Raw genomic sequence first — 14,468 nt, 5'->3', positions numbered from 1 at the left:
ATTTCTCTGCCGGATGGGCGACAACGCGCTGGTGCTGGGCCATCGCGTCTCGGAATGGTGCGGCGTGGCGCCGGTGCTGGAAGAGGACATCGCGCTGGCCAATGTGGCGCTCGACCTGATCGGCCAGACCCAATTGTGGCTGGGTCTGGCGGGCGAGGTTGAGGGCGAAGGCCGCGACGCCGACAAGCTCGCCTTTCACCGCGATGTTTGGGATTTTCGCAATGTCCTGCTGGTCGAACAGCCCAACGGCGATTTCGGCCAGACCATGATGCGGCAGTTCCTGTTTGACGCTTGGCATCTGGCGCAGCTGACCGCGCTGATCGACTCCAGCGACAAGGAGATCGCCGCCATCGCCGAGAAATCAGCGAAAGAGGTGACTTATCATTTGGAGCGGTCCTCGGACACGGTAATCGGCCTTGGTGACGGGACCGAGGAAAGCCACCGCCGGATGCAGGCGGCGCTTGACCTGCTTTGGCCCTATGTGGGCGAAATGTTCATCAGCGATGATGTCGACGCCGCCATGGCCGAAGCCGGTATCGCCCCCGATCCGGCGAGCATGCGCAAAAGCTATGACCAACTGGTCGGCGACACGCTGGCGGCGGCGACCCTCAGTAAGCCCGAGGACGACTTTGCCCATAGGGGCGGGAAAAGCGGCGCGCGGCACAGCGAACATCTGGGCCATATGCTGACCCAGATGCAGTGGCTGCAACGCGCCTACCCGGACGCCACATGGTGAAACCCGCCCCCCACAGCCGGCCCGCCCCCGCGCCGGTGCCGGGGGTGGTGCGCGGGTCCCCCTCGCGCGGCCCCGCCAGCGGCGAGAAGCCGTCGGTCAAGACGGTCTGGGCGTGGCTCTCCGCGATCCCGGACCCCGAGATCCCGGCGATTTCGCTCACCGATCTGGGCATCATCCGCGATGTGGCATGGCAGGGCGACACGCTGGTCGTCACCATCACACCGACCTATTCGGGCTGCCCGGCTACCAGCATCATCAACCTCGACATCGAGACGGCGCTGCACGGCCACGGGATCGAAAAGCTGGAGTTGAAACGCCAGCTCTCCCCGCCTTGGACCACCGAATGGATGAGTGACACCGGCCGCGCCAAGCTTGAAGCCTACGGCATCGCGCCGCCGCGCCCCGCCGGCGGGCCGCAGCACTGCCCGCACTGCCAATCGAAAGCGGTGGAGCGGATCAGCCAGTTCGGCTCGACCCCCTGCAAGGCGCAATGGCGGTGCTTGGACTGCCTTGAACCCTTTGACTATTTCAAATGTATCTGAGGCCCCGATGAGCCAGTTCCACCCCCTCACCGTCACCGACATTCATCACACCATCCGCGATGCCGTGGTGCTGACGCTGAAGCCGGAAGACCCCGACGCCTTCGCCTTCACACAAGGCCAGTACCTGACCTTCAAGCAGGATTTCGACGGCACCGAGCTGCGCCGCAACTATTCGATCTGCGCAGGTCTGGACGATGGCGAGTTAAAGGTCGGGATCAAGCGCGTCGATGGCGGGGCCTTTTCGACCTATGCCAATACCGAGCTCAAGGTCGGCGACGTGCTGCACGCCATGCCGCCGCAGGGCAAGTTCTTCACCCCGATCGAACCGGAGGTTGCCAAGAACTACCTCGGCTTCGCGGGCGGCTCGGGCATCACCCCGGTACTGTCGATCCTGAAGACGGTGTTGAAACGCGAGCCGCAGTCGACCTTCACGCTGGTCTATGCCAACCGTGCGGTGAACACGATCATGTTCCGCGAGGAACTCGAAGACCTCAAGAACCGCTACATGGGCCGCCTGACGGTGATCCATATCCTCGAATCCGGGCAGGACATGGAGCTTTTCGAGGGCCGCGTCGATCAGGACAAATGCGACGCGCTGTTCAAGCACTGGATCCAGATCGACTCCATCGACACCGCCTTCATCTGCGGGCCGGAGCCGATGATGCTGGCCATCGCCGAGGCGCTGAAGACCAATGGGCTGACCGACGAGCAGATCAAGTTCGAACTCTTCAGCGAAAGCCAGCAGGGCCGTTTGGCGAAACAGGAAATGGCCAAACGCAGCGAGGGCCAGAAGGGCACCGAGATCACCGTCATCATCGACGGCGCGCGGCGCAGCTTCACCATGCAGAAGGGCCAGTCGGTCCTCGAAGCGGCGCTGGAGAACGGACAGGAGGCGCCGTTTTCCTGCAAGGCCGGGGTCTGTTCGACCTGCATGGGCAAGGTGCTGGAAGGCGAGGTCGAGATGATCTCGAACCACGCGCTGGAGGATTACGAGGTCGAACGCGGCTACGTGCTGACCTGCCAGTCCTACCCGCTGAGCGACAAACTCACCATCGACTACGACACCCACTGAAGGAGCCGACATGCGCGATATCCACAGTTACGCCGCCGGCGAATGGCTGGCCCCCGGGGCCGGCGCCCGCAACATCGCCAGCGCCATTACCGGCGAGGTGATCGCGCAGGCAGGCAACGACGCGCTGGACGCGGGCGCCATGCTGGGCTTCGCCCGCGAGCACGGCGGCCCTGCCCTGCGCGCCATAACCTTCCACGACCGCGCGCGCATGCTGAAGGCGCTGGCGCTGCACCTGATGGAGCACAAACAGGCGCTCTATGACCTGAGCTACGACACCGGCGCCACGCTCTCGGACCACAAGATCGACGTCGATGGCGGCATCGGCACCATGCTGGTCTTCGCCTCCAAAGGCCGTCGCGAGATGCCGGATGCGCATGTCTACCTCGACGGCGCACCCGAGCAACTGGGCCGCGAGGGGCAGTTCATGGGGCGGCATATCTGCACGCCGCTGCAGGGTGTCGCCGTGCATATCAATGCCTTCAACTTCCCGGTCTGGGGCATGCTGGAAAAGCTTGCCCCGACGCTGCTGGCCGGCGTTCCGGCCATCGTGAAACCCGCGACCGCCACCTGCTACGTCACCGAACATTGCGTGCGGTTGATGCTCGACAGCGGGCTGCTGCCGAAGGGTGCTTTGCAATTCGTGAGCGGCGGCTTGGGCGATATGCTAGACCTGCTCGGCTGTCAGGATGCCGTGGCCTTCACCGGCTCCGCCGACACCGCGCTGAAGCTCCGTGGCAATCCGAAGCTCATGGAAAACTCGGTGCGCTTCACCTCCGAGCAGGACAGCCTCAACGCCTCCGTCCTCGGCCCCGATGCCCTGACGGGGACGCCCGAATTCGACCTCTTCGTCAAGGAAGTGCAGCGCGAGATGACCGCCAAGGCGGGGCAGAAATGCACCGCCATCCGCCGCATCATGGTGCCGCAGGCGCAGGTCGACGCGGTGATCGCGGCGCTCTCCGAGCGTCTCGCTAAGACCACCATCGGCGATCCCCGCGCCGAGGACACGCGCATGGGCGCACTGGTCTCGGGCAGCCAGAAACGCGACGTGCTGGAAAAAGTCGGGCTGCTGAGCGCCGAGGCCGAGCGGGTCTTCGGCGACCCCGACAACTTCACCGTGAAGGGCGCGGACCGGGACAAGGGCGCCTTCCTCCCGCCCATGCTGTTCCACTGCGCCGATCCCGACGCTGCCGAGCGGGTGCATGACACCGAGGCCTTCGGCCCCGTCTCCACCCTCATGCCCTACCGCGATTTGTCCCACGCGAGCCAGCTTCTGAACCGCGGCCAAGGCTCGCTGGTGGCTTCGATCATCACTAACGACGGCGAGGTCGCGCGCGCGTTGACCATGGGGTCCGCGGCCTTCCACGGGCGGCTCTACTTTAACAATCGTAAATCTATGGCTGAGGCCACGGGTCATGGCTCTCCGCTGCCGCATATGGTGCACGGCGGCCCGGGCCGCGCGGGCGGGGGCGAAGAGTTGGGCGGCGTGCGCGGCGTGATGCATTACATGCAACGCACCGCGGTGCAGGGCAGCCCCGACATCCTTACCGCCATCGGCAAGCAATGGGTGCCGGGTGCCGAGGAGATCACCGACCGCGCACATCCCTTCACCCGCCGCTTCACCGAGCTTGATCTGGGCGAGACTTTCCATTCGCCCAGCCGCGAGGTCACGCTCGAGGATATCGAGACCTTCGCCCATTTCACCGGCGATACCTTCTATGCCCACATGGATGACGAGGCCGCCAAGGCGAACCCCTTCTTCCCGGGGCGCGTGGCCCATGGCTACCTGCTCTTGAGCTTTGCCGCGGGCCTCTTCGTGCAGCCCGACCCCGGTCCGGTGCTGGCCAACACCGGCCTCGACAACTTGCGGTTCCTCGAACCGGTCTCGGCGGGTGACAGCATCAAGGTGCGGCTCTCGGTCAAGCACAAGACACCGCGCAACGAGGAATACGGCGAGGTGCGCTGGCATGTGACCCTCACCAATCAGCGCGAGGAAGCGGTCGCCGAATACGACCTGCTGACGATGAATGCCGTCTGACCACACGCCAGCGGTCGTTGCCGCACTCGCGGGCCTTGGCGGTCAGCGGGTCTGGTCGCTGATGGTAAGCCTCTTCGGCGATCTGGCGCAAGGAGAGGGCGACGCCATTGACGGTCCGGTGCTGTCGCAGATCATGGCCGCGCTCGATGTGCGGCCCGAGGCAAGCCGCGTGGCGTTGCACCGGCTGCGCAATGACGGCTGGCTACAGTCGCACAAGGTGGGACGGATCAGCCAGCACAGCCTGACCGCCCAAGGCCGCGCGGAAAGCGCCGCCGCCAGCCCGCGCATCTATGCCGCACCGCCAGAGCTGACCGAGCCTTGGCAAATGGTATTGACCGAAGAGAACGGCCGCGAGACCGACAGCGCCCTGCGCGGCGCGGGTTTCATCTCCGCCCTGCCCCGCGCCTATGTCGGACGGGCCGAGAGCGTCGCGCCCGAAGGCTGCCTTGCCCTGCCCGGCACGCCGCCGCCCGATTGGCTGCGGCGCGCGGTGGAACCCGCCGAGCTTGAAGCCGACTATGCCGCGCTCTTGGTCGCCCTTACCGGCTTGGATGCCGAACTTCCCGACCCAGAGCAATTCACAGCCCTAGACGTCGCCGTGCTGCGCTGCCTGATCGTGCACAATTGGCGGCGATTGGTGCTAAAGCATCCCACCCTGCCCGGCGGGCTGATCCGCCCCGAATGGCCCGGCTACCGCTGCCATCTGCTGGTCGACCGCCTTCTGCGCCGCTACCCGCGCCCCGCATTGCAGGATCTGGCCACCGCCTGACGCGGCGCAAAGCCCCGCTTTCCCATGCCGGACAAGCACGATATAGACGTGCTCATGACAAATTTCCTCTATCAGAATGACCTGCCGGATGACCTCGACCTTGGGCCGATGGTCGCGATTGATTGCGAAACGATGGGGCTGCATCCGCATCGCGACCGGCTCTGTGTCGTGCAGCTTTCGGGCGGCGATGGTCACGCGCATCTGGTGCAGGTCGCCAAGGGCCAGACCGAGGCACCGAACCTCTGCGCGCTGCTGGAGAATCCTCATGTGCTGAAGCTGTTCCACTATGGCCGCTTCGACATTGCCGCGATGCGCAACACCTTTGACGCCACCGCGACGCCGGTCTATTGCACCAAGATCGCCAGCCGATTGGTGCGCACCTATACCGACCGGCACGGGCTGGCGAAGCTTTGCCAAGAACTTCTGAGCGTCGATATCTCGAAACAGCAGCAATCCAGCGATTGGGGGGCCGAAGAGCTGACCCAAGCGCAGATCGACTATGCCGCCTCTGACGTGCTTTACCTGCACCGGCTGCGCGATGAACTTAACAAACGCCTGATACGCGAAGGCCGGATGGACATGGCGCAGGCCTGTTTCGATTTCCTGCCCATGCGCGCGCGGCTGGATCTGGAGGGATGGCCGGATACGGACATCTTCGCACACGCATGAACACACCTTTCCTCGACACCGCCCGCCGGGTGATCCGCTGCGAAGCCGACGCGCTGACGCTGCTGGCCGACAGCCTTGATGACCGCTTTCGCGCCGCGGTTGACCTGATGCGCACCTGCAAGGGCCGGGTGATCGTCACCGGCATCGGCAAGTCGGGCCATATCGGCAATAAAATCGCGGCGACGCTGGCCTCCACCGGCACGCCCGCGCAATTCGTGCACCCGGCCGAGGCGAGCCACGGCGATCTGGGCATGATCACCGCCGCCGATGTGGTGCTGGCGATTTCCAACTCGGGCGAAGCGCCGGAGCTTGCCAACCTCATCGCCTATTCGCGCCGCTATGCCATTCCGCTCATCGGCATCACCAGCCGCCCCGAAAGCAGCCTTGGCCGCCATAGCGATGTGGTGCTCGAACTGCCCCGCACGGCAGAGGCTTGCGGCACCGGCGTGGTGCCCACCACCTCGACCACGCTGACGCTGGCGATGGGCGATGCCGTGGCCGTGGCGCTGATGGAGAACCGCGCCTTCACCGCCGAGCATTTCCGCGACTTCCACCCCGGCGGCAAGCTGGGCGCAAGGCTGAGCCGCGTGGCCGATCTGATGCATGTGGGCGATAAGCTGCCGCTGGTCACTGCCGACGCCCCGATGCCCGAGGCGCTAAGCGAGATCAGCCGCAAGGGCTTTGGCGTGGTCTGCGTCACCGATGCGGACGGCGCGCTGGCCGGGATCATCACCATGGGTGACCTCGCCCGGCATCTGGATGGCTTAATGACCATGACCGCACGCGATGTCATGACCCCCGCGCCCGTGACCATCACCCCCGACGAATTGGCCGAAAAGGCCGTGGGCGTGATGAACAACCGCAAGATCACCTGCCTTATCGTGACCGACCCCGCCCAGAACGACGGCAAATCGCCGATCGGGCTGCTGCATATCCACGACTGCCTACGCGTCGGGCTGGGGTGACGCAGGATGAAGGGGGATCGCCACTCTCGTGTCGTGTCGTGGCTGAAAGTGCTCTTTCCGCTGATCGCGCTCGCGCTGCTATCGACCCTGTTCCTGCTGTCGCGGGCGATTGAACCGCAGGCCGTGATCCCTTTCGCGGATAAAGAGGTTCAGGAACGGCTGCGCGACCAACAGATCACCGGCCCCTTCTATTCCGGCACCACCGCGGATGGCGATCTGATCTCTTTCTCTGCCGAAAAGCTGACCACTCCCGGCGGGGAGACGGGCACAAATGAGGCCGAAGAGATCGAGGCGACGCTGGACCTAGAAGGCGGCTCCAAAATCACGCTGCACTCCAACAGCGGGCGGTTCGACACTGGGGCTGAGGAAGCGGAACTGGCGGGCGATGTGCGGGTTAGCACCTCAACCGGCTACGAAATCCTGTCCGAGCGGATGATCTCGAACCTCACCACGCTGGACCTGCAATCGCCCGGCCCGGTGCGCGCCACCAGCCCCGCGGGCGAGATCACCGCCGGCAGCATGGCCATCACCAACCGGCAGAACAGCGCCGGATCGCAATTGCTTTTCACAAAGGGTGTGAAACTGATATACACGCCGCAAGCAACGAAAGAGTAACTGCCTTGAGACATTTGTTTATTTTGATGCTGCCGCTGTTTTTCGCGCTGCAGGCCGCCCCTGTCTCTGCACAATCTGCCAATGTCGCCTTCGGCGCGCTTGAGCAAGACACCAGCCAACCCGTCGAAGTGACCGCCGATAACCTGTCGGTCGACAATGCAACGGGCACCGCCGTCTTTACGGGCAATGTTTTGATTTCTCAGGGCGAAATGACCCTCTCCGCCGGGAAGGTCGAGGTCGTCTATCGCGCCTCGGATCAGGGCATCGCCAAGCTGGCGGCCACCGGCGGCGTGGTCTTGGTCGCGGGTGAGGACGCCGCTGAATCGCAGCGCGCCGACTACGACATCGACGCAGGCACCTTGGTAATGCGCGGCGATGTGCTGATGACCCAAGGCCCCAGTGCGCTGAGCGCGCAGGAAATGACGGTGAACCTGAACGACGGCACGGCGCAGATGTCGGGCGGCGTGAAGACCATTTTGCAGCCCGGCAGCGACAACTGATGCCGCCTGAACTGAAAGTCGCCGGGGGCGATTCCGGCCTGCGCATTCAGCATCTGCGCAAGTCTTACCGCAAGAAAGCGGTGATCCGCGACTTTTCGATGGCGCTTGACCGGGGGGAGGTCGTGGCGCTTTTGGGGCCGAACGGCTCGGGCAAGACGACCACTTTCTACGCGGTGGCCGGTCTGGTCACGCCCGAGGGCGGGCGCGTTACCGTGGACGGCAAAGATGTGACCACCCTGCCCATGTACCGCCGCGCGCAGCTTGGCATCGGCTATCTGCCGCAGGAGATGAGCATTTTTCGCGGGCTGTCGGTGCAGGACAACATCAGCGCGATCCTCGATATCCGGGTCAAACACCGCCACCAGCGCCGCGAACGGTTGGAAGAGTTGCTGACCGAATTTTCCATCGAACACCTGCGCCGCGCACCTGCCCTGGCGCTATCGGGTGGGGAGCGGCGCCGGGTGGAAATCGCCCGCTGTCTGGCCGCCAACCCGAACTATCTGCTGCTTGATGAACCCTTTGCCGGGGTCGATCCGATCTCGGTCGGGGACATTCGGCAACTGGTTGCCGACCTCAAGAAACGCGGCATCGGGGTGCTGATCACCGACCACAACGTGCGCGAAACCCTAGAGATCGTAGATCGCGCCTATATCTTGCATGAGGGCAAAGTTCTGATGTCCGGAACGCCCGAAGAAGTTGTGCAAAACGAGAATGTCCGCCGCGTCTACCTTGGCGATAATTTCCGTATTTCCTAAGACTTAGCGCGTTTTTCCGGGCCTGCCAGCCCTCGGCGAAGCCTTGCTCGCATGATGCGGAAAACCGCTCTGATTGTAGCGATAAAAGGATAGCGCGCGCATCGGCGCCATTGACTTTCAAACCGAAACGCGGCCTCATTGAGCTATGGTGACATCGCGTTCCTGTTTGATCCTGCATCGCCCTTCCCGCGAAGGAACGGTCAAAATCATCCTGGTCGCAGCGCCATTCCTCCATATCTGAAAGTTGTCGCGCTCCACGCATGTGGACCGTTTGGCAATGTTCGGAACAAGAAAGACAAGGAGACGATATGCGGTATCAGATCAGTGGCAAACAGATCGACATTGGCGACGCGCTTCGGACACATGTCCGGACCGAACTGGACGAGGCGGTCAGCAAATATGCCGAACGCCCGACAGATGCGATGGTGGTGTTTTCCAAAACGGGCCACGAATTTGCCTGCGAGGCGACCGTGCATCTTTCCACCGGTCTTAATGCGTCGGCCAAGGCCAAGGCGACAGAGATCTACGCCGCCTTCGACAGCTGCTGCGAAAAGATGGAGAAGCAGCTGCGCCGCTACAAGCGCCGCCTGAAAGACCATCATAAAGAACGCGCCGAACCGGTTGAACTTCTGGGGGCGTCCTCCTATATCCTCGCGTCAGACAGCGATTCAGATGCGCAGGAACCTGATACCCTCCAACCCATGATCATTGCAGAGATGCAGACGAAGGTGCCAACTTTGTCTGTCGGCGAAGCGGTGATGCAAATGGAATTGTCAGGCGATCCGGTGCTATTGTTTCGCAAGGAAGGCCAGGAAGGGATGAATGTCGTGTACCGCCGCGAAGACGGCAACATCGGCTGGATCGACCCTTCGTAACCCACGGCGGTAACTTCCGCCACAGAGCAGGGCGAGCGGAATGGATTTCGGCAAACTCCTCAAGCCAGAGGCCGTGAAGGTTTTGACTTCGGCTTCGAGCAAGAAGCGTCTGATGCAGGATATCGGCGAACTCGCCCAGCAAGCCTATGGGCTGCCGGCCGGCCAAGTGGTAGATGCGCTGATGACGCGCGAAACCCTTGGGCCGACCGGCGTGGGCCATGGCGTTGCTCTGCCCCACGCGCGGATGGACGGGATCGACAAGGTCGTCGGTGCCTTCGTGCTGTTGGACAAGCCGATTGATTTCTCTTCGGTCGACCGTCAGCCGGTCGACGTGGCCTTTGCCCTCTTCGCCCCCGAAGATGCGGGGGTGGAGCATCTCAAAGCGCTGGCACTGGTGGCCCGCACGCTGCGCGACACCAGCATCTGTACCAAGCTGCGGTCGAACCCCGACCCGGCCACGCTTTACACCATCCTGACTGAAGACAAGGCCGATAAGGCCGCCTGATTTTGGGCTGCCTGACCTTCGGCCACCTGACCCTGCGCTAGACGGCGACCGGTTCCGGCTCTGGCGGGGTCGGCTCGGCGCGTTTCGCTTTCTTCTCTCCCAGCATCAACATCGCCGGTGTCACCACCAGCGTCAGCACGGTAGCGACCACCAGACCGCCCGCGATGGCCGAACTCAGCTCGGTCCACCATTGGGTCGAAGGCGCGCCATAGACGATCTCGCGCGTGAAGAAGTTGATGTTGAGGCCGATCACCATAGGCATCAAGCCAAGCGCTGTGGTGACCGAGGTCAAGACCACAGGCCGCAAACGCTGCGCCCCGGTGCGCAAGGCAGCTTCCAGCGGCGACAGCCCCAGTTTCTTGAGGTCATTATAGGTGTCGATCAGAACGATATTGTTGTTCACCACGATCCCCGCCAGCGCGATGACCCCGATGCCGCCCATGACCACCCCGAAGGGCCGTCCGGTAATCAGCAGGCCAAAGAGCACCCCGGCGATCGAAAAGACGATGGCCGACATGACGACAAAGGCTTGGTAAAAGCTGTTGAATTGGATCACGAGGATCACGAACATCAGGAAAATCGCGGTGACGAAGGCGCCGACGAGGAAGATCATCGATTCCTGCTGGTCCTCCGCCTCCCCGGCGAAGGAGGCTTCGACACCCGGCGGCAAGTCCATCGCGTCGATCGCGCTGCGCAGCGCGACGGTCTGGTCGTTCACCAAGACACCGGGCGCGACATTGGCCTCGATCGTGACCACCCGCTCTTGATCCACCCGCGTGATCGTGCCGGTCCGCGGACTCGGCTCGAACGTCACGAAGTTCGAGATCGGCACCAGCCCTGCGGAGGTCGGCACGCGCAGCGATTGCAACTCTTCCAGCGTGCGCTCATCGGAGGGGAAGCGCACATTGATGTCGATGGAGCCTTCGGCATCGTCGGGCCGGTAATCCGCGACCGTGATGCCCCGTGTCAGTAGTTGCACCGCCTGCCCCAGGGTCGAGATATCGGCCCCGAACCGCGCGGCCTCGGACCGGTTCACGGCGATGCGCCATTCCACCCCCGGCAGGGGGCGCGAGTCGGTCACATCGGTGAAACCGCCGATATCGGCCATCTTCTCGCGAATCTGATCCACCACCTGTTGCTGCACCTGCGGGTCATGCGCCTCGATCCGCAAATTGACGGGTTTGCCCGCCGAGGGGCCGTTCGAGGCGGTCTGCACCTGCACGTCGATCCCCGGAATGGCTGCCATCTCGGTCCGGATTTCCTCGCCAATGATGGCGGCGGGGCGGCGTTCGTCCCACTCGGTAAACTCAACCTGAATGGTGCCGATCAGATCGGCACTGTCGCGGTTGCTGCTGCCGGTGCGGGCATAGACGCTGGCGATCTCGTCATAGGCAAAGAGGCGCTGTTCGACCTGCCGCACCAGCGCGTCTTGTTCGTAGATCGAGAAATTGTCCCGCGCACGCACCTGCACCTGCGCAAAATCAGGCTCTACATCGGGGAAAAAGGTGATGCCGTTGCCGAATTGCGCATAGGCCGTAAAGCCGCCCATCAGCATGGAGATGGCAAGGATCAGGGTCATCCACGGGCGCAGGATGGCGAATTGCAGCAGTTTGACATAGCCGCCGGTAAAGCCCTTCAGGTCACGCGGGTCGCCCTGTTCCGCGGCATGGAGCGTCGCCTTGTCCTTGGCCGATTGCGGGGGGCGCTTGCCGATAATCCCGCCAACGACGGGGATAAAGACCAGCGCCATGAAAAGCGATGCGGTCAGGGTCAGGATCACCGTGATGGGCAGGAATTTCATGAACTCCCCCACCGTGCCGGTCCAGAACAGCAGCGGGAAAAACACGCTGAGCGTCGTCGCCGTTGAGGCGATGATCGGCCATGCCATACGCTTGGCGGCATGGGCATAGGCGGCACGGGGCGAATGCCCCTCTTGTAGGCGTCGGTCGGCCAGTTCGGTGGTCACGATGGCCCCGTCCACCAGCATCCCCACCACAAGGATCAGCGAGAAGAGCACCACAAGGTTCATCGTATAGCCCATGACCCAAAGCGCCGTGACCCCGGCCAAGAAGGCCCCCGGAATCGCCAAGCCCACCAGCAGGGCCGAGCGGACGCCCAAGGCCCAGACAATTACGATCATCACAAGGATCACCGCCGCGATAACATTGGCCTCAAGATCGCTGAGCATGTCTTGGACCTGCTCAGATTCGTCTTGGGTGTATTTGACGGTGATGCTGTCGGGCCATTCCGCGCGCATCTCGTCAATCAATTCGCGCACCGCCGCGACTGTCTCGATAATATTCGCGCCCGAGCGTTTCTTGATCTCAAGCGCCAGCGCGGGCTGGCCGTCGATCCGGGCGAAGCCGGTCGGGTCTTTGAAGGTTCGGCGGATCGTGGCGACATCGGCAAAAGTCACCACCGTATCGCCGCGCACCTTGATCGGCAGAGACATAACGTCTTCGACATTCTCGATCAGCCCCGGCACCTTGAGCACCAGCCGCCCCGCGCCGCTTTCAATCGCCCCCGCCGCGATCAGGCGGTTGTTGCGGTTGATCTGGCTGATCAGCTCTTCGAAAGAGATGTTATAGGTCTCAAAGACCGTAGGGTCGATCAGCACCTCCAAAAGCTCGGTCCGCTCCCCCCCGACATCGACTTCAAGCACGCCGGACAGCCCTTCGATCGCGTCCTTCAACTCTTCGGAAATGGAGTTGAGCGTCCGTTCCGGCACCGGGCCGGAGAGGATCGCGGTTAGGATCGGGAAAAGCGCCGTGTTGATCTCGGTCACGACCGGGTCGGTGGCGTCTTCGGGCAGGTCCGACTTGGCACGGTCCACGCCCTCGCGCACCTTGTCGAGCGCCTCATCGGAATCGAACCCCGGCTCGAACTCCAACTGCACCGAAGCATGGCCTTCGGCCCCGTTCGAGGTGATCTGCTTCAGCCCGGTGATGGCGCTAAGTTCGGTCTCAAGCGGTTCCACGAGCAGCCGCTCGCTGTCCTCGGGTGAGATTCCCTCAAGAGAGGTCGAGACATAAAGCGTCGGGATCGGAATTTCGGGCGAGCTTTCCTTGGGAATGCCGACATAGGCATAGGCCCCGACGGCCAAGATCATCACCAAGCTCAGGATCACCACGCGGGCGCGGCTGAAAGCGGCGTCGATCAGCGTGTTCATTCCACCTGCTCCGGCTGGGCGGCTTCGGCGCTACCGGTGATCTGGCCATCTCCGGTCGGTTGTTCTTCCAACTCGTCAATCTCTGGCACGCCCGCCATGGGCTGCGCTTGATCTTCGCTTTCGCCGCTGGTTTCGGGCTGCGGATTGACCGTCTCGCCATCATTCACGAAACCCTGCCCGATGGTGATGATCTGGGCCTCATCCGGCAGGCCCGCGATCCAGATACCATCGGTCTGGGCCCGCACAATGGCGATCTTGTTGAACACGACCTTATTGTCACCGTTCACCGTTTTGACGCCCAAGGTACCATTGGTGTCCAAGGACAGGATCGCCGGAGAGACGAAATGCGCGCGGGTCTCGCCCGTAGGGATGCGCACGCGGGCCGAAATGCCTGCGGGAATCGCCCCATCGGCGTTTTCGACCCTGACTTCGGCGGTAAAGGTCCGGGTTTCGGCGCTGGCACTGCTGGAGACGAACTGCACCTTGCCCTGCGCCTCTGTCCCGGTGATGAAGACGACCTCGGCATCTTGCCCTTCTTCGATGTCTTTGAGCGATTGCTGCGGCACCTGCACTTGGATCGTCAGTGGCGTGTTGTCGACCAGCCGCGCGATTTCCTCACCGGTCGACACGAACTCTCCGGCTGAGATGTCCAACATCTCCAACCGGCCGGGAAATGGGGCGCGGATTTCGGTGTTGTTCAGCGCCTCTTCGGCGGCAGTGACCGAGGCTTGAGCGGCGGCCAAGGTCGCGCGCGCTTGGCTCACGCGGTCCACGGTCGAGACGCCGCGGTCCAGCAGCGCTTGGGCATTGTCGTATTCGCGCTGTGCGCGGCTCAATTCCTCACGCGCGCGGGCCAGATCGGAATCGCGCGCCGTGGTGCTGAGCCGCGCGATCAACGCGCCCGCTTCGACCGCATCGCCCTTGGCGACCAGCACCTCGGCAATCTCCCCACCCGCTTCGGCGCGGACCATCGTATCGCGGTCCGGCAGGGCCTGCCCTTCGGCCACGAAGACCTGCGTCACGCTATCCGCCTGAGAGCCGCGCACGGCCACCGTCACCGCTTCGGGAGCAATGGGCGCAGGCGCGGCTTCTTCGGTCTCTTCGGAGGGGATAATATAGCCGCTGCCCATCCAAAGAGCGATCAACAGCGCGATCCCACCGGCGATGAACTTCGACCGTTTCGAGCCGGCATCGCTGTCGAATGAAAGCGTCTGGCGCTCTTGAGATGTGTCACTCATTGATCGAACTCCATCACCGCGGC

Annotated in this window: 14 protein-coding genes; 12 read left to right on the top strand and 2 right to left on the bottom strand. The window is 63.3% G+C overall.

Features of this window, described 5'->3' with window-relative positions; all coding sequences use genetic code 11:
* Positions 1-13: 13 nt before the first annotated feature.
* From paaC to HKX24_RS02400, 12 genes are all read left to right on the top strand, one after another.
* Positions 14-736, top strand: coding sequence for a 1,2-phenylacetyl-CoA epoxidase subunit PaaC (gene paaC, locus HKX24_RS02455; protein ID WP_271693874.1), 723 nt, complete (start codon positions 14-16; stop codon positions 734-736).
* On the top strand, positions 730-1,278 hold the full coding sequence (gene paaD, locus HKX24_RS02450) for a 1,2-phenylacetyl-CoA epoxidase subunit PaaD (protein ID WP_271692751.1): 549 nt from the start codon (positions 730-732) through the stop codon (positions 1,276-1,278). Before paaC ends, paaD begins: the two co-directional genes overlap by 7 nt.
* Positions 1,279-1,285: 7 nt before the next feature.
* Positions 1,286-2,350: a 2Fe-2S iron-sulfur cluster-binding protein gene (locus HKX24_RS02445; RefSeq protein WP_271692750.1), complete on the top strand. Its 1,065-nt coding sequence runs from the start codon at positions 1,286-1,288 to the stop codon at positions 2,348-2,350.
* A gap of 10 nt (positions 2,351-2,360) precedes the next feature.
* Positions 2,361-4,385, top strand: a complete 2,025-nt coding sequence (gene paaZ / locus HKX24_RS02440) for a phenylacetic acid degradation bifunctional protein PaaZ (RefSeq protein ID WP_271692749.1) — start codon at positions 2,361-2,363, stop codon at positions 4,383-4,385.
* Positions 4,375-5,154 carry a PaaX family transcriptional regulator C-terminal domain-containing protein gene (locus HKX24_RS02435; protein WP_271692748.1) on the top strand — a complete coding sequence of 260 codons (780 nt, stop codon included), beginning with the start codon at positions 4,375-4,377 and terminating at the stop codon, positions 5,152-5,154. The genes paaZ and HKX24_RS02435 overlap by 11 nt, the downstream gene beginning before the upstream one ends.
* Before the next feature lie 54 nt (positions 5,155-5,208).
* Positions 5,209-5,823, top strand: coding sequence for a ribonuclease H-like domain-containing protein (locus tag HKX24_RS02430; RefSeq protein WP_271692747.1), 615 nt, complete (start codon positions 5,209-5,211; stop codon positions 5,821-5,823).
* Positions 5,820-6,788, top strand: coding sequence for a KpsF/GutQ family sugar-phosphate isomerase (locus HKX24_RS02425; protein WP_271692746.1), 969 nt, complete (start codon positions 5,820-5,822; stop codon positions 6,786-6,788). Before HKX24_RS02430 ends, HKX24_RS02425 begins: the two co-directional genes overlap by 4 nt.
* A 6-nt stretch (positions 6,789-6,794) precedes the next feature.
* Positions 6,795-7,403, top strand: coding sequence for an LPS export ABC transporter periplasmic protein LptC (gene lptC, locus HKX24_RS02420; RefSeq protein ID WP_209216978.1), 609 nt, complete (start codon positions 6,795-6,797; stop codon positions 7,401-7,403).
* Between the two features lie 5 nt (positions 7,404-7,408).
* Positions 7,409-7,903 (top strand): lipopolysaccharide transport periplasmic protein LptA, encoded by a 495-nt coding sequence (lptA, locus tag HKX24_RS02415; protein WP_271692745.1) that lies wholly within the window; start codon positions 7,409-7,411, stop codon positions 7,901-7,903.
* Positions 7,900-8,658: an LPS export ABC transporter ATP-binding protein gene (lptB, locus tag HKX24_RS02410; protein WP_136720275.1), complete on the top strand. Its 759-nt coding sequence runs from the start codon at positions 7,900-7,902 to the stop codon at positions 8,656-8,658. The genes lptA and lptB overlap by 4 nt, the downstream gene beginning before the upstream one ends.
* A 308-nt stretch (positions 8,659-8,966) precedes the next feature.
* Positions 8,967-9,533 carry a ribosome-associated translation inhibitor RaiA gene (raiA, locus tag HKX24_RS02405; RefSeq protein WP_067267651.1) on the top strand — a complete coding sequence of 189 codons (567 nt, stop codon included), beginning with the start codon at positions 8,967-8,969 and terminating at the stop codon, positions 9,531-9,533.
* Positions 9,534-9,573: 40 nt separating this feature from the next.
* Positions 9,574-10,038 carry a PTS sugar transporter subunit IIA gene (locus tag HKX24_RS02400; protein WP_067630567.1) on the top strand — a complete coding sequence of 155 codons (465 nt, stop codon included), beginning with the start codon at positions 9,574-9,576 and terminating at the stop codon, positions 10,036-10,038.
* Positions 10,039-10,075: 37 nt separating this feature from the next.
* On the opposite strand, the gene HKX24_RS02395 is transcribed toward HKX24_RS02400, so the two are convergent.
* Together HKX24_RS02395 and HKX24_RS02390 are read right to left on the bottom strand one after the other, a co-directional pair.
* Positions 10,076-13,207, bottom strand: a complete 3,132-nt coding sequence (locus HKX24_RS02395; protein WP_276153781.1) for an efflux RND transporter permease subunit — start codon at positions 13,205-13,207, stop codon at positions 10,076-10,078.
* Positions 13,204-14,445, bottom strand: a complete 1,242-nt coding sequence (locus HKX24_RS02390; protein WP_271692743.1) for an efflux RND transporter periplasmic adaptor subunit — start codon at positions 14,443-14,445, stop codon at positions 13,204-13,206. Before HKX24_RS02390 ends, HKX24_RS02395 begins: the two co-directional genes overlap by 4 nt.
* Between the last annotated feature and the right edge of the window lie 23 nt (positions 14,446-14,468).

The sequence above is a fragment of the Sulfitobacter sp. M85 genome (genome assembly GCF_029285915.1).
Taxonomy (GTDB): domain Bacteria; phylum Pseudomonadota; class Alphaproteobacteria; order Rhodobacterales; family Rhodobacteraceae; genus Sulfitobacter; species Sulfitobacter faviae.
This window is presented reverse-complemented; position numbering and strand designations above follow the sequence as displayed.

What these genes read in the sequence shown, in the direction of transcription:
- HKX24_RS02435 (WP_271692748.1), top strand. Translation starts at nt 4,375, where the DNA reads ATGCCGTCTGACCACACGCCAGCGGTCGTTGCCGCACTCGCGGGCCTT.
- HKX24_RS02430 (WP_271692747.1), top strand. Translation starts at nt 5,209, where the DNA reads ATGACAAATTTCCTCTATCAGAATGACCTGCCGGATGACCTCGACCTT.
- paaD (WP_271692751.1), top strand. Translation starts at nt 730, where the DNA reads ATGGTGAAACCCGCCCCCCACAGCCGGCCCGCCCCCGCGCCGGTGCCG.
- paaZ (WP_271692749.1), top strand. Translation starts at nt 2,361, where the DNA reads ATGCGCGATATCCACAGTTACGCCGCCGGCGAATGGCTGGCCCCCGGG.
- HKX24_RS02425 (WP_271692746.1), top strand. Translation starts at nt 5,820, where the DNA reads ATGAACACACCTTTCCTCGACACCGCCCGCCGGGTGATCCGCTGCGAA.
- raiA (WP_067267651.1), top strand. Translation starts at nt 8,967, where the DNA reads ATGCGGTATCAGATCAGTGGCAAACAGATCGACATTGGCGACGCGCTT.
- HKX24_RS02395 (WP_276153781.1), bottom strand. Translation starts at nt 13,207, where the DNA reads ATGAACACGCTGATCGACGCCGCTTTCAGCCGCGCCCGCGTGGTGATC.
- paaC (WP_271693874.1), top strand. Translation starts at nt 14, where the DNA reads ATGGGCGACAACGCGCTGGTGCTGGGCCATCGCGTCTCGGAATGGTGC.
- HKX24_RS02390 (WP_271692743.1), bottom strand. Translation starts at nt 14,445, where the DNA reads ATGAGTGACACATCTCAAGAGCGCCAGACGCTTTCATTCGACAGCGAT.
- lptC (WP_209216978.1), top strand. Translation starts at nt 6,795, where the DNA reads ATGAAGGGGGATCGCCACTCTCGTGTCGTGTCGTGGCTGAAAGTGCTC.
- HKX24_RS02445 (WP_271692750.1), top strand. Translation starts at nt 1,286, where the DNA reads ATGAGCCAGTTCCACCCCCTCACCGTCACCGACATTCATCACACCATC.
- HKX24_RS02400 (WP_067630567.1), top strand. Translation starts at nt 9,574, where the DNA reads ATGGATTTCGGCAAACTCCTCAAGCCAGAGGCCGTGAAGGTTTTGACT.